Source organism: Acidovorax sp. JMULE5 (genome assembly GCF_013376875.1).
Taxonomy (GTDB): Bacteria; Pseudomonadota; Gammaproteobacteria; order Burkholderiales; family Burkholderiaceae_C; genus Acidovorax; species Acidovorax facilis.
Genome location: NZ_CP035951.1, coordinates 2,783,966 through 2,801,445 on the forward strand (window position 1 = coordinate 2,783,966; position 17,480 = coordinate 2,801,445).

Consider the following 17,480-nt stretch of genomic DNA (forward strand, 5'->3'; position numbering starts at 1 on the left):
TGAGGCGGATTCTAGTGGGACCGCTGTTTCGACTTGTTTTTGACCATTCTGTCGAACGGCTGCAGCCTGACAGTCTGTGCTCCATGCCTTGCCCCGCGCCAGCGCCGGGGAAGTGTCACGGATTCACTCTCACCCTGGGGATAGACCATTGATTCACGGCTTGACCACCGCCAGCTCGGCATTGCTTGACCGGCTGTCCCGCACGATCCAACAACATCCCAAACGCATCACCGCCGCCGTCGCAGCCATCCTGCTGACGGGTGGTGGCGGCGCATTCGCCGTGGCGTCCTTTGCGCCGGACCCGGCCGAGCTGCCGGTGCGCATGGTGAGCTACCCCGTTGAATCGCTGGCAGAGAACCTCGTGCTGGGCGAGCTGGAAGCCCCGGGCTTCTCGCTGTTCCGCTCCGAACAGGTGCGCAGCAGCGACACCCCCGAGTCGCTGCTGCAGCGCATGGGCGTGGCCGACCCGGCCGCCGCTGCGTTCATGCGCGGTGACACTCCTGTGCGACAAAATGTGCTGGGCCGCACCGGCCGGATCGTGTCGGCAGAAACCACCGACGACCACCGCCTGATTCGCCTGACGGTGCGCTGGGTGCCGGACGACAGTGGCAACTTCCGCCGCCTGATCGTCGAGCGCACGGGCGACAACAAGTTTGCGACGCGCATCGAAACCGCCAAGATGACGACCAACAGTCGGCTGGCGGGCGGCATCATCCACAGCTCGCTGTTTGCCGCCACCGATGCGTCCAACATCCCTGACGCCGTGGCCGTGCAGATGGCCGAGCTGTTCTCGGGCAACATCGACTTTCGCCGTTCGCTGCGCAAGGGCGACCGCTTCTCGGTGGTGTACGAAACGCTGGAAGCCGATGGCGAGCCCCTGTCCAGTGGCCGCGTTCTGAGCGCCGAGTTCGTGAATAACGGCAAGACCCATGAGGCCGTCTGGTTCCAGGAACCCGGTGCCGCCAAGGGCGCCTACTACACGCTGGACGGCGAAAGCATGCGCCGCGCGTACCTCACCTCTCCGGTCGAGTTCTCGCGCGTGACCAGCGGCTTCAAGATGCGCCTGCACCCCATCCTGAAGACTTGGCGCGCCCACCTGGGCACCGACTTCGCCGCGCCCACCGGCACCGCAGTGCGCACCGTGGGCGATGGCGTGGTGGAGTTTGCGGGCGTGCAGAACGGTTTCGGCAATGTGGTCTTCGTCAAGCACCGCAACCAGCACGTCACCGTGTATGCCCACCTGAGCCGCATCGATGTGCGCCAAGGGCAGTCGGTCGAACAAGGCCAGAACCTGGGCGCCGTGGGCGCCACAGGCTGGGCCACCGGCCCGCACCTGCATTTTGAGTTCCGCGTCAACGGCGTGCACCAAGACCCCATGACTATCGTGGCCCAGAGCGAGGCGGCAGCGCCAGTCTCAAAGGCCTCGCGCCCTGCGTTTGACCGCCTGGCGGCCAACATGCGCATCCAGCTGTCGGCCGCTGCACAGATCGAACAAGCCAGCGCAGAGTGAAGTGAAGCCCCCCCTGAGTCGCTTCGCGCCTTCCCCCCACAGGGGGGCGCCGCCAGCGCACGCAAGCGAAGCGCCGCATACGCGGCGCGGCGGCCCTTGCGCGGCGGCCGCTGGCCTCGGCCGCGCCGCTTGCCTGGGCTTTGGGGCCCCTGGACCTGAGGCTCTTCCGTCCACGCCTTCACAGTCCACACGGCTCCTGTGAGCGCATCCGAGCTGTACATCGGCCTGATGTCGGGCACATCGCTCGATGGCATCGACGGGGTGCTGGCCGATTTTTCCGGCTCGCACTGCGTGGTCACCCACCATGCCAGCGCGCCCTTCGCGCCCGAACTGCGAGCCGAACTGATGGCCCTCAACACTTCGGGCACTGACGAATTGCACCGCGCCGCGCTGGCGGGCAACGCCTTGTCACAGGCGTATGCGCAGGTGGTGCAGACGCTGCTCGAACAGAGCGGCCTGGCTGGCTCTTCCATCCGCGCCATCGGCGCCCACGGGCAGACGGTGCGCCACCGCCCCCGGGAATTTGATGGCACGGGCTATACCCTGCAACTGGGCAACCCTGCCCTGCTTGCGGAGCGCACCGGCATCACCGTGGTGGCCGATTTCCGCAGTCGCGACGTGGCCGCAGGTGGACAGGGTGCACCCCTGGTGCCAGCGTTTCACCAAGGGGTTTTTGGCCGCGCGGGTGAAACCGTGCTGGTGCTCAACATCGGCGGCATCTCCAACCTCAGCGTGCTGGGCGCCGACGGCAGTGTGCTGGGCTTTGACTGCGGCCCCGGCAACGCGCTGATGGACTACTGGTGCCAACGGCACACCGGCCAGGCTTTCGACGCAGGAGGCGCGTGGGCCGCCAGCGGAAAGGTGCTGCCGGAGTTGCTGGCATCGTTGCTGGACGAACCCTTTTTGCACAAGCCCCCCCCAAGAGCACGGGGCGCGATCTATTCAACCCCGCATGGCTCGCACACCACCTGGCGCCGTTCGCACAGGCAAACCCTGCCGACGTACAGGCGACCCTGACCGAATACACCGCCCGCGCATGTGCAATAAGCGCAAACAGCTACAAAAGAAATAGCCAAACGATGGCAGTGTGCGGCGGTGGCGCACTGAATGCCTACTTGATGGCACGGCTGCAGGCAGCCTGCCCTGGCGTGCAGGTCACCGCCACCGATACCCTGGGCTTGCCCGCATTACAGGTGGAGGCGGCGGCCTTTGCCTGGCTGGCACGGCAGGCGCTGCACGGACGGCCCGGCAACCTGGCCAGTGTGACCGGCGCTGCGGGAGCCCGTGTGCTGGGCGCTGTTTACCCAGCCTGAAAAAACAAAAGCCGCCCATGCGGGCGGCTACGTGGTCAGAGGTCAGGTACAGAGCGGTGTGTACCACCTGACCCCTACCCTCTCCGTGTCAGGCAGAGAAACTGGAGCCACAGCCGCAGGTGGTCGTGGCATTGGGGTTCTTGATAACGAACTGAGCCCCTTGCAGGTCTTCCTTGTAGTCGATCTCGGCGCCGACGAGGTATTGGTAGCTCATGGCATCGATCAACAGCGACACACCGTTCTTCGTCATGGTGGTGTCGTCTTCATTGGTGATTTCATCAAAGGTGAAGCCATACTGAAAACCCGAGCAACCGCCACCTTGCACAAAAACGCGCAGTTTCAGGTCAGGGTTGCCCTCTTCGGCAATCAGGTCCGCCACCTTGGCCGCCGCACTGTCCGTAAACAGGATGGGGGCAGGCATTTCGGTCTGGATGTTTTCGGCAACAGCGCTCATGGGGTACTCCGGGTTCAAAGTTTGCGGTGAATAGTACTGCAGTCTTCTCGGGAATTCAGTTCACTGCCCGTTTGACGCTAACTTCAGTGGGGGCTTTTCCTCCACCAGCACAGCCACCGGGCACATCTGCCCGGCAATCACGGCGCCCTGGTGCATCTCCAGCGCCTTGTAGTGCACATTGCCGGTGATCTTGGCCTTGGGCTGCAGCTCCAGCAGTTCGGCAGCGTGCACAGGCCCCACCACCTGGCCATTGACGATCACATGGTCGGCATGCACCGCCCCCTCCACGCGCGCCGTCTCGGAAATCACCAGGATGCTGGGCTGCTCCGAACCCGCACGGATGTCCCCCACCACCTCGCCATCAATGCGCATGCCTTCGGCAAAGTGCACATCTCCCTCGATCCGGGTGCCCTGGGCGATCAGGCTTTTGATCGGTGGCTGCTTCTTGCGGGAAAACATGGGTGAAAACTCCTCAATGCGCATGCTCCAAACCGGAGCATACAAACGGAAAACGACGGGGCAGAAAGCCCACGGAAAACGGCTACGGCGCGAAGCCCCGCACACATCACCCCTGCCTGCCACAACGACCGGCGCAGGGCTGTATGGGGCCTTGCAGCACGCTGGATGAGGCTCCCCGGAGGGGCCTTCCCAACCCTGCCGCCGGACTAGTCGATGGTCATCGCCTGCACTGCGCGAACCGCAGAGCCCTCCAGCACGCGCGCGGTCACGGTTTTTACCACGGCGCTGGGGGGCAGATCGAGCACACCCTCAATGCGCCGGTACTGCTTGACCTGCAGCGGCTGTCCCTGGGCTGGTTGGGTCTGGGTCCAGGGCTTGCCATCCTGGGTGCCCGTCAGCACCAGTTCCAGCCGGCCATTGAATTCGGGGGCATTGCGCGTCGCCTGGATCACCAGGACCTGCCAGCGCAGCTGCATTCCCCCCAGCACCTCGGCCTGCAGACTACGGATCGCCAGCCCTTCAGCCTTTGCGGCGGGAATCAGCTTTTCAAAGAACCCCAGGTCTTCGCGCAGCGTGCGGTTGTCGGTCTCCAGCTGCCGAACCTGCGCCATCAGGCTTTCCTTGGCAGCCCGCTCGGCCACCAGAAGACTCTCGGCCGTATGGGCTACCGTCTGTTGCTCTTGCCCCTCAGCCCGCAAGCGATCCACTTCCGCCCGCAATTGCAGGAGTTCGTCACGGGAGACGGTATCCAGCCCTGCGATGGATTTTCCAAACTCAAAGGCCCAGAGCGCTACCGCCGCACAGAAACCAAAAACCACAGCCAGGGCCAGCCAGCGAAGGGGCCAGGGCAAGGCACTGCGGATGGCCACCCTCGGGGCGCTGATCGTCAGTCGGCGGCGCAGAAGGCGAAGGCGCATGGTGAGAAGGGGTGAAACATCAGGATGGTTCGAAGAAAAGAGCGCACCTTAAACGAAAAAACCGCCCGAAGGCGGTTTTTTGTTCTGTAAAGCAGTCCGAGGAAAGCTTCGCAGGGAGAAGGATGCCAGCCCGAAAGCGGCAATCCCTCCAGAGCCCAACCAGCTTAACGCTTGGAGAACTGCTTGGCGCGGCGTGCGGAATGCAGACCGACCTTCTTACGCTCGACTTCACGGGCATCACGCGTCACGAAGCCGGCTTGGCTCAGGACGGGCTTGAGGGATGCGTCGTAGTCGATCAAAGCACGGGTGATACCGTGGCGGGCAGCACCAGCCTGACCGGATTCACCACCGCCGTGCACGTTGATCTGGATGTCGAAGGTTTCGACATGGTTGGTCAACGCCAGGGGTTGCTTGGCAATCATGATCGAGGTTTCGCGGCCGAAGTAGGACTGGATGTCCTTGCCGTTCACCGTGATCTTGCCGGAGCCTTTTTTCAGAAACACGCGGGCGACGCTGGACTTGCGACGGCCGGTGCCATTGTTCCATTCACCAATCATCTCAAGGCTCCTTAGATTTCCAGCACTTTGGGCTGCTGGGCGGTGTGGGGATGCTCAGCACCACCGTACACCTTGAGTTTCTTGATCATCGCGTAGCCAAGGGGGCCCTTGGGCAGCATGCCCTTGACAGCCTTTTCCAGCGCGCGGCCGGGGTGCTTGGCTTGCATGTCTCGGAAGTTCGTGGCCGTGATACCGCCGGGGTAACCCGAGTGGCGGTAGTACACCTTGTCCAGGGACTTGGTGCCGGTGACCTTGAGCTGGGCGGCGTTGATGATGACGATGAAGTCACCGGTATCGACGTGAGGCGTGTAAATGGCCTTGTGTTTGCCGCGCAAACGGAGAGCAACTTCGCTGGCTACTCGTCCGAGGACCTTGTCGGTCGCGTCAATCACAAACCACTCGTGCACAACCTCAGCGGGCTTTGCGCTGAAAGTAGTAGTCATGAGTTTTCTCTTCAAAAGAGGGTTTGGCGGGTCCTTTTCCACGGTCGGTGCTTCTCTGAAGGAAGCCTCTTAGGTGGCGTAAAGTCTTCGCCGCGGGACCACAAAAGCGCTGCGAAGCCTGCGATTATACGAATTTGCAGGCCTGTGGCGCAAGCCCGTAGCCGGAAAGCAGCCCACGGCCCCCTCGCCCACGGCTAATTGGGGGTCTGCCGGCGGCGCTGCTCGTCGGCTTCGTAGCGGCGGCGGTTCTCCACGCAGATGGTCTGGTTGGCCTGGGACGGCTTCTGGCATTCCTGGTGGATGCACATGGGGCGTGCGAGGAAATTGGCATCTGCACAGGCCTCTTGCGGGCTGGGCACACGCGGTGGTGGCGGGCGGGGCTTGGGCTCGGCCACCACGGGGGGCGGTGGCGGGGGCGGCTCCTCATGCACCACGATCGGGGTCGGAGCCGGCTCAGGGGCGGCCCGTCGCGCACGAGTGGGGGCGCGCGGAGCAGAAGCAGGGACAAGTGCTGGCGCAGGCATGGATGCAGCAGCCACCGTATCGCTCGCAGCGCCGTCCACAGCAGCAGAGGCCGCTGCGGCCGGGTCCTGCAGCGCCGTCTCCATCACTGCAGGTGGCGGCGCTGCGGGCGGCTCTGCCATCTCGGTGATGATGTCGTCCTGCGGCGCCTTGCTGCTCTGGGCCCAGCGCAGGCCAGCGGCAGAAACCACCACGGCCACCACAGCCACCCCGAGCCACACCACAACCGGCGAGCGCCGTGTTGTTTTCACCGCCTTGCCGTGGGGGCGGGCGATCTCCCGCTCCAGGGGCCGTGGTCGATGGTCGGACGCATGGCGGGTGGTGTTCCCCAGCTTGGGGTCGCCCGCGGGATCGTCGTAGCGGGAGTCATCGACCACCACCGTGTCTCCTGCGTCGATGAAGACCGTATCACCCGCATCGGCAGCCACAGTGTCCGGGCCGCCCAGCATCACGGTGTCTCCGCCAACATTCGCTTCGCCCGCGGGAGTGGCACGCCCTCCGGCCTCGTGGGCCACTCCGTTCCCGGTGGCGCGCTGCGCCTGGGCGTGCATCTCTGCCACGATGCTGGGTGCTGAGGTCACATCCACCGTGGGCGTTACCAAGCCCGGGCCCGGCTGATCGGCAGGCTCCACCCAGATATCCCCCAGGTCGTTCCGGAAGTCGAAGTGCTCGCTCCCCTCCGGCGCAGACGTCATCTCCATGAGCTGCAGGAATGCGTCGATGCTCTGCGGCCGGTCCTCCGGCTTGAGCGCCAGCGACTGCGCGATCGCCGCCACGAAAGGCGCGGAATACTCCACGCCAAACTGGCGCTTGACGGTTCTGGCCACGCGGGAGAACGACACCATGCGATCGCGGATGGAGCGCAACGTGGCAGGCAGCGGCGTGTCGTTGCACAAGCAGCCATGCACCACCGCAGCCAGGGAATACAGGTCGCTCCAGGGGCCCTGGCGCAGATCCTCGTCGCCATCGGAATATTGCTCTATGGGCGCGTAGTTGACCTTGAGGACGGCGGTGTGTTTGCGGTCCTGGTCGTTGATCGCGTGCCGGGCAGCGCCCAGGTCGAGCAGCACCGGGGGGCCGATGTCCTGCAGAAAAATGTTGTCGGGCGAAATATCCCGATGCAGGGTCTTACCGTCATGGAGCACCCGCAGGGCACCCAGCACCGACCACAGCACCTTGCGCAGCCAGATCTCGGGCGGCGGGGTGCGCATCTGGGCACGGGCCTGCTTGAAGGTCATGCCGCTGTAGAGGGGCATGACCATGTAGGCCGTGTTGTTGGCCTCCCAGAAGCGGAACACCTTGACCAGCGAAGGGTGGTCAAACTGCGCCAGCAGGCGCGCCTCACCCACAAAAGAGGCCAGCCCGGCCTGGAACGTTTGCTGGTCCGACGACGATCTCACCCAGAGCGACTGGCCCTGCGCACGCCCCGCCAGCGCCGAAGGCATGTATTCCTTGATCGCCACGGCCCGGTGCAGGGAGTGGTCAAAGGCCTTGTAGACCATGCCAAACCCGCCAACCCCCAGGAGCGCAAGGATCTCGAACTCAGCGAGGCGGGTGCCTGGCGGCAGCGCATCCACATGGCTGACACCGCTGGCTGGGGCTTGGCTGGAACTTGCGATCATGGTGGAAAGGGTGTGGCGTGCGGGCTTGTTTCGACAGAGATTGTGGGTGAACGGGTGCCAACACCGCTCCGAACGCAATCATGAAGCATGCCAGCACGCGCTACAGAAACAAAAGGCTTCCCGTCTGCCAAAAAAGTTACACACCCTGGTCAGAGATACGCCGATTGTGCCGCGCCATGATTCCTGGCCGCCCTCAGCCCATGACAAATTCGCATGGAACCATGACCCGGCCTCTGTGGTGCACGCCACCCAGCGCAGCCCCCCCTCGACCCGGCCCAGGGAGGCGACAGGGCGCACTCGTTACCATAGAGCCATGTTCAGTTATCGCCACGCCTTCCACGCAGGCAACCATGCCGATGTGCTCAAGCACACGGTCTTGATCGCCGCCTTGCAACACCTTACCGAGAAAGACGCGGCCCTCACCGTGCTGGACACGCATGCGGGCGCGGGCCTGTACCGGCTCGACGGCGACTACGCCAGCACCAGCGGCGAAGCTGCAGACGGCATCGTCCGCCTGTTTGCCCCCACGGCCCCAGCCCTCACGCCGGCCCTGCAGGCCTATGTGGACATGGTCCGGGCCTTCAACCAGGGCAACACGCTCCGGGTTTACCCAGGCTCCCCGTTCATCACCCAGCGCCTGTTGCGCGACCACGACAAACTCAAGCTCTTTGAGCTGCATCCCACCGACCTGCGCGCCCTGGCGGGCAACGTGGCCCAGCTCGAAGCAGGCCGCCAAGTGGCCGTGCTGCACGAAGACGGGTTCGAAGGGATCAAGAAATTCTTGCCTCCACCGGCCCGCCGCGCTTTGGTACTGTGCGATCCCAGCTATGAAATCAAGAGCGACTATGCCAAGGTGCTCGATATGGCGGCGGATTCGCTCAAGCGCTTTGCCACCGGCACGTACGCCTTTTGGTACCCCATCATCCCGCGCCCCGAGGCGCACGACCTGCCCCGCCGTCTCAAGACCCTGGCCACCAAGGCAGGCAAGAGCTGGCTGCATGCCACGCTGACCGTCAAGAACAGCAAGCTCACCGAAAACGCTGCTGGCGACGTCAAGCGTCCAGGCTTGCCAGCCAGTGGCATGTTTCTGATCAACCCGCCCTTCACCTTGAAGGCCGCGCTCAAAACCGCACTGCCACAAATGGTGGAATTGCTGGCCCAGGACAAACACGCCACGCACACCCTGGAATCAGGCGGCTGATGCGTTCAAGTGGCGGGTCGTTCTTACGGCCCATCCGCCCCCGCGTCCTCACTCTTCAGGGCAGGTCGATTCTCCATTGGCCACAGGAAACACCTCCACCGGCTTAAGCCCCAGACCGTGCAGCCCCAGGGCAATGGCCGCAGCACGGCTCAAGTCCACGATCCGGCCCCGCGCATGGGGCCCCCGGTCATTCACGCGCACCACAACCCCTCGGCCCGTGATCTGGCTGCGCACACAGATGAATGTGCCAAAGGCCAGGGTGGGGTGCGCAGCGGTCATTGCGTGCATGTCAAACCGCTCGCCACTGGCCGTCTTGCGCCGGTGAAACCCAGGCCCGTACCAGGACGCGAGTCCGGTCTCGGGCGCCACCTCGTACCGGGCAGACTCCCCTGAAGGCGCAGCCCATGGAGCGTCGACGGGCTCACCAAGAGGTTGCACCTCCTCATCCAGCAGCCCCGCCTCGGCCAACGCGGCATCCACGGCATTCGGGGTGGAGGGCTCTGCGGTGTTACCGGGCCCCTCTGCCTGCGCAGCAGGCAACCACGCACAGCAGACCGCAACCAGCAGGGGCAGCAGCCGCAGGTGGGCGCTAGCGCTTGCAGCGCTCCAGAAATGCTTCCTCAAACCGTCGCAGATCGTTTTTCTCTCCATCCGTCAAATCCGTTCTGGCGCGTTTGTTGGTAAGAATGCGGCGAGACTCTGCGCATTGCTGGGCGTGCCGCTCCTGCTGCTCCCTGGAAGCCTGTGCTGCGACCTGGGCAGACTTTTCGTCTTCCCGGCGCTGCTTGTCGCGGTGGCGGCGCTCCGCCGAAAGCCGTGAGTACGCATCCTGCTCCTCCTCCCGGCAATCGCGCCGGTATTCGCGCCGCATTCCTTCCACCACGTCGGCCTTGATGCCCCGGCCATACGCTCCCCGGATGTTTTCATCCAGGGCCCGGCAGCGCGCGCTCAGATACTGATGGTGGTCCGGGATTTCGGGCGATGACCGCACCGGCGAATAGCTGTCATAACGTGGCGATGAATATTGCGCCGGGGCAGGCCCCGCCACAGCGGCTGTGGTGCGGGCACCGTCAGGACACGGCCGCGACAGGACAAAGGTGTTCCCGCTATCGTCCCGGCAGTGGTAGCGGGTCTGCGCCTGAACGCCCGACATGCCCAACACCCACACATACAGCGCACACCATACCGCCACCCCAGCTCGTTCCATGACCACCATCCCCCTGCAAATGTTGCAAAGTGCTAATGGTAGCCACGCCGTGGCCATCAGATCCCCAGGCGGCGGCAGATTTCCAGAGTGGCCGTACTCTGGTTCATGGTGTAGAAGTGCAGTGCGGGTACGCCCGCGCTGCGCAGCTGGTCGCACAGGTCAGTCACCACATCCAGCCCAAAAGCCTTGATGCTGGCCGTGTCGTCGCCAAACGCCTGCAGGCGCAGCCGGATCCAGCGGGGAATCTCGGCACCGCAGGCGTCCGAGAAACGCATCAGCTGCGTGGAGCTTCCGATGGGCATGATGCCGGGCACCACGGGCACGTTGGCGCCCAGGCGCTGTGTGTCTTCCACAAAGCGGAAATACGCATCGCTGTTGTAGAAATACTGGGTGATGGCCGAGTCCGCACCCGCCTGAACCTTGGCGATGTAGGCGTTCAGGTCTGCCTCGGGCGACTTGGCCTGGGGATGCACCTCGGGGTAGGCGGCCACTTCGATGTGGAAATCCCGGCCCGTCTCCGCGCGGATGAAGGCCACCAGGTCACTGGCGTACTGAAACTCCCCGCCCGCGCCGTAGCCGCTGGGCAGATCGCCACGCAATGCAACAAGGCGTTTGACGCCCATCGCCTTGAGCGTGGCAAGCTGCTCGCGCACGGACTGGCGTGTGGCACCAATGCACGAGAAGTGCGAGGCGGCGCTCACACCTTCGGCCAGGATTTCGCGCACCGTGCCAAAAGTGCCCTCCTGCGTGGAGCCACCGGCGCCGTAGGTCACCGAGCAGAAATCCGGGTGCAGCGCATACAGCTGCTGGCGCGCAGCCCGCAGCTTGTCCGCACCTTCGGGCGTCTTGGGCGGAAAAAATTCGAAACTCACCGGAAAACCGGTGCCCTGGGCGTTGGCAGCAATCATGGTGCCCTCCTCGCATAAACAAAAAATTCATGGTTGCCGTCGCCGCCCTGAATGGGGCTGTCAAGCCAGGCCTGTACGGCCAGACCCAGTTCGGCGCAGCAGTCGCGGATGCGTTTTTCCACCACGGCATACAGGGCGGCATCCCGCACCACACCGCCCTTGCCCACCTGGCCCGGCTGCAGTTCAAACTGCGGCTTGACCAGCATGAGCAGGTGGCCGTCAGGGCGCAGGAATGCGGCGATGGCGGGCAGCACCAGGGTCAGCGAGATGAAGGACAGGTCCCCCGTCACCAGGTCGAACGCCGGTGTCGTGTCCACCCCCGCGCAGTCGGCGCGGCGTCGGCGCTGGACGGGCAGTGTGCCCTGCGCGCGGGCTTCGGCGCGCTGGGCGCGCTCGGACTTGAAGGCTTCGATGTCCTGGTCCTTGGCGTCGCCGCTGTCGTCGTAGGCTTCGTCCACCAGGCCGCCGTTGCGCATCCAGCTGTAGGGCGCCTCGGGCTGGGTTTCGTTGTCTTCGTCGGCTTCGACGACTTCAGAGAGCGCCAGCTCGCAGGCTTCCTGCAGCGCCTGGGCGGTCAGCGAGCGCGCGTTCACGCCCTCCACGCAGACCACCCGCAGATCGCTGCGCAGCCGCTCGTGCAGTTGGCCATGGCCCACGTCCACACCGATGACCTGCGCCGCGCCCTGCTGCAGCAGGCAATCGGTAAAGCCGCCGGTGCTCTGCCCCACGTCCAGGCAGCGCAGCCCGGCCACGGACAGCCCCGTGGCCAACAAGGCGCCTTCCAGCTTGAGGCCGCCGCGCGAGATGTACTTGGCCTCGGCATCGTCCAGCAGCTTCACCTCGGCCACGGACGGGATGTCATCGCCGTTCTTGGCCACCTTCTGCCAGGGCGCCAGGGGTGACAGACGCCACTCCACGCCCGCAGCAATCAGCCGCTGCGCTTGCGAGCGCGTGGCCGCATGGCCCGCTTCCACCAAAAATACATCTGCACGCATGGCGCTCATCCTTTAAGAGTCAAATCAGCCTCCAGCGCTTATCCATAAAGCGCAAGCAGCTATCACAATAGTAGCAACCACGATGCAGTGATCCACCAGCGCCCCGGCGGCATGCCGCCAAGGCGCGCAATGCGCCTGGGGCGCGGGATCAATAGCGGTAGGTGTCCGGCTTGTACGGGCCTTGCTTGGGCACGCCGATGTAGGCAGCCTGCTCGTCGGTCAGCTCGGTCAGCATGGCGCCCACCTTCTTGAGGTGCAGGCGGGCCACCTTTTCGTCCAGGTGCTTGGGCAACACGTAGACCTTGCCGTTTTCGTAGAAGTCGCTGTGGGTGAACAGCTCGATCTGGGCAATGGTCTGGTTGGCAAAGCTCGACGACATCACGAAGCTGGGGTGGCCCGTTCCGCAGCCCAGGTTCACCAGGCGGCCCTTGGCCAGCAGGATGATGCGCTTGCCGTCCGGGAAGATCACGTGGTCCACCTGGGGCTTGATCTCTTCCCACTCGTACTGCTCCAGCGACGCCACCTGGATCTCGTTGTCGAAGTGGCCGATGTTGCAGACGATGGCCTGGTCCTTCATGGCCAGCATGTGCTCGTGGCGGATCACGTCCTTGTTGCCGGTGGTGGTCACGAAGATATCGGCCTTGTCGGCAGCGTATTCCATCGTCACGACCTTGTAGCCTTCCATCGCGGCCTGCAGGGCGTTGATGGGGTCGATCTCGGTCACCCACACCTGGGCGCTCAGTGCACGCAGGGCCTGGGCGCTGCCCTTGCCCACATCGCCATAGCCAGCCACCACGGCCACCTTGCCAGCGATCATCACGTCGGTGGCGCGCTTGATGCCGTCCACCAGCGATTCACGGCAACCGTACAGGTTGTCGAACTTGCTCTTGGTCACCGAGTCGTTCACGTTGATGGCGCGGAACATCAGCGAGCCCTTGGCCGACATTTCCTTCAAGCGGTGCACGCCGGTGGTGGTTTCTTCGGTCACGCCGATGATCTGGGCGCTCTTGCGGCTGTACCAGGTCGGGTCCTCAGCCAGCTTGGCCTTGATGGAGGCAAACAGGCAGGTTTCTTCTTCGCTGGTGGGGTTGGCGATCAGCGAGGCGTCCTTTTCGGCGCGCTTGCCCAGGTGCATCAGCAGCGTGGCATCGCCGCCGTCGTCCAGGATCAGGTTGGGGCCTTCGCCTTCGGTGCCGGCGGGGCCAAAGTCAAAAATGCGGTGGGTGTAGTCCCAGTACTCGGCCAGGGTCTCGCCCTTGATGGCAAACACGGGCGTACCGGCGGCAGCAATGGCGGCGGCGGCGTGATCTTGCGTGGAGAAGATGTTGCAAGAAGCCCAGCGCACCTCAGCGCCCAGGGCCTGCAGAGTCTCGATCAGCACGGCGGTCTGGATCGTCATGTGCAGCGAGCCCGTGATGCGGGCGCCCTTGAGCGACTGCTTGGGCGCGAATTCCTCGCGGATGGCCATGAGGCCGGGCATCTCGGTTTCGGCGATGCGGATTTCTTTGCGGCCCCATGCGGCCAGGCCGATGTCGGCAATGATGCAGTCGGTGTTGACCGGGGCGTTGACGCGTGCGTTCATGATGGTTTCTTGCTCCAAAGCATGTTTGAAAAACCACTGGTCGCGGGAGTGAAAAAGCTCACCACACGAGAAGTGGATGAGCGTCGTTGCTAGATGACTCCGAGCCTCACGCCCCGCCTGTGCTGGGGACGCTGCAACGCTCCTCGGATCGGCGGATTATAAAAGCAAGTGCATTCCCCGCGCCATGCCCCGGGATGAATCCGTCCTCGGCCTTGCACGGAACAGTAAAATCCCGCCACTGCCGCCCCTGCGTCCCACGCCGGTCCCGGTCCGAAGATTCTTGCGCAGGGCGCTCTGCCCCGCACCCATCCCATTCAGGAACCCCCTGTGTCCTACGCCCCAGAAACCCGGCGCCGCCGTACCTTTGCCATCATTTCCCACCCCGACGCGGGTAAGACGACGCTGACGGAAAAGCTGCTGCTGTTCTCGGGCGCGATCCAGATCGCCGGTGCCGTGAAGGGCCGCAAAGCCAGCCGCCACGCCACCTCCGACTGGATGGAAATCGAAAAGCAGCGCGGCATCTCGGTGGCCAGCTCGGTGATGCAGATGCTGTACCGCGAGCACGTGATCAACCTGCTCGACACGCCCGGCCACAAGGACTTCTCGGAAGACACCTACCGCGTGCTCACCGCCGTGGACTCGGCCCTGATGGTGATCGACGCGGCCAACGGTGTGGAAGCACAGACGCGCCGCCTGATCGAGGTCTGCCGCCAGCGCGATACGCCCATCATCACCTTCGTGAACAAGATGGACCGCGAAGTGCGCGACCCACTGGACATCATGGACGAGGTGGAGCGCGAGCTGGGCATGCCCTGCTGCCCCATGACCTGGCCCGTGGGCCAGGGCAAGAGCTTTGGCGGCATCATCAACCTGCGTACCAAGACCATGACGGTGTTCGAGTCCGGCAGCGAACGCCGCCCACAGGACTTCGAGGCCATCCCCTTGTCGGACGAGGCGACTCTGCGCGCACGCTTTGGCGCCGAGTTCGACGCCGCGCTGGAGAGCATGGAACTGGCCGTGGGCGCATCGCCCGCGTGGGACCATGAAGCCTTCCTGGCTGGCAAGCTCACCCCCGTGTTCTTCGGCTCCGGCGTGAACAACTTCGGGGTGATGGAAGTGCTGGACGCCCTGGTGGACATGGCCCCGCCCCCCGGCCCCCGCGTGAGCACGCTCGAAGTCAACAAGCAACCCGTCGTGAAGACCATCCAGCCCGAAGACGAAGGCTTTGCCGGGGTGGTGTTCAAGGTGCAGGCCAACATGGATGCCAACCACCGCGACCGCATCGCCTTTGTGCGCGTGGCCTCGGGCAAATACACGCCGGGCATGAAGCTCAAGGTGCAGCGCACCTCCAAGGAGCTGCGCCCCACCAGCGTGGTGACCTTCATGTCGCAACGCCGCGAGGCCGTCGAAGAAGCCTACGCAGGCGACATCATTGGCTTTACCACCCACGGCGGCGTGCAGCTGGGCGACACCGTCACCGATGGTGCCAACCTGCAGTTCACCGGCCTGCCGTTCTTCGCACCCGAGATGTTCATGACCGTGGTGCTCAAGAACCCCTTGCGCACCAAGCAGCTGCAGCAGGGCCTTGCCCAGCTGGGCGAGGAAGGCGCGATCCAGGTCTTCAAGCCCGACGCAGGCGGCAACATGCTGCTGGGCGCCGTAGGCCAGCTCCAGTTTGAAGTGGTGCAGCACCGCCTCAAGGCCGAGTACGACGCCGACGTGCGCCTGGAAGGCTGCCAGTACACCGGCGCGCGCTGGATCACCGCCGACAACGCGGCCGACCTGCGCGCGTTCACCGACGCCTACCCGCTGCGGCTGGCGCACGACGCGGCCGACACGCTGGCCTACCTGTGCACCAGCCCGTATGACGTGCGCCTGGCGCAAGAGCGGTTTCCGAAGATCCACTTCCACCCGCTGCGCGAGCATGCGGGGTTGGCGCTGCAGGGCGCATAGCCCGCACAAGAGGGGGAAATTCTTGCGCAGTCAGCCGATCAATTTCTCCGCGGCGCCGCTTTGCACCAGGACTTGCATCGGCTCCACCATTTCTGCACTGGCCCTGGTCGGTGCGGACTTGCTGCTGCTGAAGACTTTGACCAGAGGGCGTGATGTGCCTAGGAGTGTGGGCGGCAGAAGGCATCGAAGCGAAACGTGCGAAAACCGAGGATCGCGTGGAGCTACCGACAAGCCCAGTGTGGGCCCCTGGGCACAGGAGGTGGTACCACGCGAGACCGGTTTATCGCGCGTTGCAGCCGATGCTCCTTCTGCCGCCCACACTCCTGGCCCCTACACGCCTGCAGCGCTCAGCTTCCTGCGTCATTGACAATGGATGCTCCAGCATTGAAAGCCGCGCGTATCGCGCTGCGCGCACACATCGACCGCCACCCCTGGATCGAGTGTCTCAGCGCCACACTGCTTCTGTCTCTGCTCACCCTGCTGGTGCATGGCGCATCACTCCAGGGATCTTGGCGCTGGGATGACGGCGCTCACCTGAGCTACGCCGCCCAATACACACCCTGGCAATATTTCTTGGAGCCCCACGTTGCCCAGGGGCACTCCAGTGCCAATGTCGCTCCATGGAACCTGCTGTTCTACGACATCAACCTGAGCTTGTTCGGCATGGCCGCCGCTGGCCACTACGCGCACTTGCTGCTGCTCGTGGGGCTGGGAGCCGCATTGTTCTATGCCGTGTTGCGAGAGTGGGTGGAGCCCCTGCCCGCGCTGATCGGCGCCGTTGCGCTGTTGCTTGGCAAGCCCACTGCCCACATCGCGGCGGGCCTGATGCATGGGCACTATGCGACCGGCTTCGTGTTCGCCATGCTGTCGATACTGGGGTGGACTCGGTATCTCAAAGGCGGGCGCGGATACTGGCTGGGGCTGTCGATCCTGGCCTACCTGCTGGCGACTACCTGCAAGGAAGTCTATGTACCCCTGGTCGTCCTCTTGCCCTTCCTGCCCGTGGGCACGCGGCAGCAACGGGTGCGTGCTCTGATACCGTTTGTGCTGATTGCACTGGTCTACATAGGGTGGCGCTACCTGCTACTTGGGCGCCTCGTGGGCGGCTACAGCCAAGGGGTTTTCGATGCCAGCGAGGCCCTGCGCCAGTTGCTCCGGGTTCCCAAATTGCTCCTCGGCTCCAAACCGCCCGGCAACATCCTTGCCGTTGTATTTCTCGGCCTTCTGTGTCTTGCGGCCGTGAAGCGCCGCCTCCATGCGCCTGTGTTCTTCGTGTCCTTGGGCATCGTCCTGCTGCCGCTGATACCGCTGACGGCCTTTCCGGGAATTCACAGTCCGGACCGCTACCTGTTCGTGCCGTGGGTGGCGTTTTCAGCCTGCCTGGCGGTCGTCTGGCCGCGAGAGACGCGCCCGGTTTTTGCCCTTGTCGGAGGCGCAGCGCTTGTTGCGGCCCTGGCAGGTGTGCACGCGCAGGAGAAACAGGCGCTCAGGCCCAACCTGGCGTATTGGGACACGCTGTACCGCTTTGCCCTGTCGCTCGACAAAGAGCGGCAGGCCATATTTGTAGTCCCAGAGTTCGGAGGCACCGATGATGGATACAAACGCTCTGTACTGATCCGCGCCCGAAACACCGCCGATCTTTTCGCACCGAAGCCGCAGCCAGGCGATTTGCATGTCGTGGACGAAAAGGGCCGCGGCCTGGACCAGGCCCCTTTGGCCACCCTGCAGCTATTCGAGTTCCGTGGCGGGGACATGGTGCCCATGCCCCCCGAAAGGGTCGCAGAGAAACTCCCGAGCCTGGCGCGTGGGCAACCTGCCCAAAGTGTCCGCTAGAAGC

The 17,480-nt window shown here is 64.3% G+C and carries 15 protein-coding genes, 1 pseudogene and 1 riboswitch; of the genes and pseudogenes, 5 read left to right on the forward strand and 11 right to left on the reverse strand.

Going from position 1 to position 17,480, the window contains the following annotated elements; translation table 11 throughout:
• Nucleotides 1-148 precede the first annotated feature (148 nt).
• Nucleotides 149-1,510: a M23 family metallopeptidase gene (locus EXV95_RS12495; RefSeq protein WP_055394670.1), complete on the forward strand. Its 1,362-nt coding sequence runs from the start codon at nt 149-151 to the stop codon at nt 1,508-1,510.
• Nucleotides 1,511-1,738: 228 nt separating this feature from the next.
• Nucleotides 1,739-2,823, forward strand: a pseudogene (locus EXV95_RS12500) (anhydro-N-acetylmuramic acid kinase).
• Between the two features lie 88 nt (nt 2,824-2,911).
• Here the strand turns inward: EXV95_RS12500 and erpA are convergent.
• The 6 genes from erpA to EXV95_RS12530 form a co-directional block, all read right to left on the reverse strand.
• Nucleotides 2,912-3,277, reverse strand: coding sequence for an iron-sulfur cluster insertion protein ErpA (gene erpA / locus EXV95_RS12505; RefSeq protein ID WP_008907234.1), 366 nt, complete (start codon nt 3,275-3,277; stop codon nt 2,912-2,914).
• A 60-nt stretch (nt 3,278-3,337) separates the two neighbouring features.
• The gene (locus EXV95_RS12510; protein ID WP_055394679.1) at nt 3,338-3,736 is read right to left on the reverse strand and encodes a polymer-forming cytoskeletal protein; all 399 of its coding nucleotides are present in this window, start codon (nt 3,734-3,736) and stop codon (nt 3,338-3,340) included.
• A 206-nt stretch (nt 3,737-3,942) separates the two neighbouring features.
• Nucleotides 3,943-4,653, reverse strand: a complete 711-nt coding sequence (locus tag EXV95_RS12515) for a DUF6776 family protein (protein ID WP_055394671.1) — start codon at nt 4,651-4,653, stop codon at nt 3,943-3,945.
• A 164-nt stretch (nt 4,654-4,817) separates the two neighbouring features.
• Entirely contained in the window at nt 4,818-5,210 is a 393-nt protein-coding gene (rpsI, locus tag EXV95_RS12520; protein ID WP_005798582.1) for a 30S ribosomal protein S9, read from the reverse strand.
• Between the two features lie 11 nt (nt 5,211-5,221).
• Nucleotides 5,222-5,653 (reverse strand): 50S ribosomal protein L13, encoded by a 432-nt coding sequence (gene rplM / locus EXV95_RS12525; protein ID WP_008907237.1) that lies wholly within the window; start codon nt 5,651-5,653, stop codon nt 5,222-5,224.
• Between the two features lie 194 nt (nt 5,654-5,847).
• Nucleotides 5,848-7,797: a serine/threonine-protein kinase gene (locus EXV95_RS12530; RefSeq protein WP_176887087.1), complete on the reverse strand. Its 1,950-nt coding sequence runs from the start codon at nt 7,795-7,797 to the stop codon at nt 5,848-5,850.
• A 313-nt stretch (nt 7,798-8,110) separates the two neighbouring features.
• Between EXV95_RS12530 and EXV95_RS12535 the strand changes: the two genes are divergently transcribed.
• Nucleotides 8,111-8,998, forward strand: a complete 888-nt coding sequence (locus EXV95_RS12535; RefSeq protein ID WP_055393092.1) for a 23S rRNA (adenine(2030)-N(6))-methyltransferase RlmJ — start codon at nt 8,111-8,113, stop codon at nt 8,996-8,998.
• A 48-nt stretch (nt 8,999-9,046) separates the two neighbouring features.
• Here the strand turns inward: EXV95_RS12535 and EXV95_RS24935 are convergent, their stop codons facing one another.
• The 5 genes from EXV95_RS24935 to ahcY all read right to left on the reverse strand — a co-directional run bounded on the left by EXV95_RS24935 (nt 9,047) and on the right by ahcY (nt 13,690).
• Nucleotides 9,047-9,478 carry a septal ring lytic transglycosylase RlpA family protein gene (locus EXV95_RS24935; RefSeq protein WP_370460073.1) on the reverse strand — a complete coding sequence of 144 codons (432 nt, stop codon included), beginning with the start codon at nt 9,476-9,478 and terminating at the stop codon, nt 9,047-9,049.
• 109 nt (nt 9,479-9,587) lie between these two features.
• The gene (locus EXV95_RS12545; protein WP_255484727.1) at nt 9,588-10,214 is read right to left on the reverse strand and encodes a hypothetical protein; all 627 of its coding nucleotides are present in this window, start codon (nt 10,212-10,214) and stop codon (nt 9,588-9,590) included.
• Nucleotides 10,215-10,261: 47 nt separating this feature from the next.
• Nucleotides 10,262-11,113 (reverse strand): methylenetetrahydrofolate reductase [NAD(P)H], encoded by an 852-nt coding sequence (gene metF, locus EXV95_RS12550; RefSeq protein WP_055393090.1) that lies wholly within the window; start codon nt 11,111-11,113, stop codon nt 10,262-10,264.
• Nucleotides 11,110-12,108 (reverse strand): TlyA family RNA methyltransferase, encoded by a 999-nt coding sequence (locus tag EXV95_RS12555; protein ID WP_176887090.1) that lies wholly within the window; start codon nt 12,106-12,108, stop codon nt 11,110-11,112. The genes metF and EXV95_RS12555 overlap by 4 nt, the downstream gene beginning before the upstream one ends.
• A 148-nt stretch (nt 12,109-12,256) precedes the next feature.
• Nucleotides 12,257-13,690 carry an adenosylhomocysteinase gene (gene ahcY / locus EXV95_RS12560; protein WP_176887091.1) on the reverse strand — a complete coding sequence of 478 codons (1,434 nt, stop codon included), beginning with the start codon at nt 13,688-13,690 and terminating at the stop codon, nt 12,257-12,259.
• Nucleotides 13,691-13,761: 71 nt separating this feature from the next.
• Nucleotides 13,762-13,841: riboswitch (S-adenosyl-L-homocysteine riboswitch) on the reverse strand.
• A 176-nt stretch (nt 13,842-14,017) separates the two neighbouring features.
• Between ahcY and EXV95_RS12565 the strand changes: the two genes are divergently transcribed.
• Nucleotides 14,018-15,643 carry a peptide chain release factor 3 gene (locus tag EXV95_RS12565; protein WP_176887092.1) on the forward strand — a complete coding sequence of 542 codons (1,626 nt, stop codon included), beginning with the start codon at nt 14,018-14,020 and terminating at the stop codon, nt 15,641-15,643.
• 384 nt (nt 15,644-16,027) lie between these two features.
• The gene (locus EXV95_RS12570; RefSeq protein ID WP_176887093.1) at nt 16,028-17,476 is read left to right on the forward strand and encodes a hypothetical protein; all 1,449 of its coding nucleotides are present in this window, start codon (nt 16,028-16,030) and stop codon (nt 17,474-17,476) included.
• The last annotated feature ends 4 nt before the right edge of the window (nt 17,477-17,480 follow it).

What these genes read in the sequence shown, in the direction of transcription:
- erpA (WP_008907234.1), bottom strand. Translation starts at nt 3,277, where the DNA reads ATGAGCGCTGTTGCCGAAAACATCCAGACCGAAATGCCTGCCCCCATC.
- EXV95_RS12510 (WP_055394679.1), bottom strand. Translation starts at nt 3,736, where the DNA reads ATGTTTTCCCGCAAGAAGCAGCCACCGATCAAAAGCCTGATCGCCCAG.
- EXV95_RS12515 (WP_055394671.1), bottom strand. Translation starts at nt 4,653, where the DNA reads ATGCGCCTTCGCCTTCTGCGCCGCCGACTGACGATCAGCGCCCCGAGG.
- rpsI (WP_005798582.1), bottom strand. Translation starts at nt 5,210, where the DNA reads ATGATTGGTGAATGGAACAATGGCACCGGCCGTCGCAAGTCCAGCGTC.
- rplM (WP_008907237.1), bottom strand. Translation starts at nt 5,653, where the DNA reads ATGACTACTACTTTCAGCGCAAAGCCCGCTGAGGTTGTGCACGAGTGG.
- EXV95_RS12530 (WP_176887087.1), bottom strand. Translation starts at nt 7,797, where the DNA reads ATGATCGCAAGTTCCAGCCAAGCCCCAGCCAGCGGTGTCAGCCATGTG.
- EXV95_RS12535 (WP_055393092.1), top strand. Translation starts at nt 8,111, where the DNA reads ATGTTCAGTTATCGCCACGCCTTCCACGCAGGCAACCATGCCGATGTG.
- EXV95_RS12545 (WP_255484727.1), bottom strand. Translation starts at nt 10,214, where the DNA reads ATGGTGGTCATGGAACGAGCTGGGGTGGCGGTATGGTGTGCGCTGTAT.
- metF (WP_055393090.1), bottom strand. Translation starts at nt 11,113, where the DNA reads ATGATTGCTGCCAACGCCCAGGGCACCGGTTTTCCGGTGAGTTTCGAA.
- EXV95_RS12555 (WP_176887090.1), bottom strand. Translation starts at nt 12,108, where the DNA reads ATGCGTGCAGATGTATTTTTGGTGGAAGCGGGCCATGCGGCCACGCGC.
- ahcY (WP_176887091.1), bottom strand. Translation starts at nt 13,690, where the DNA reads ATGAACGCACGCGTCAACGCCCCGGTCAACACCGACTGCATCATTGCC.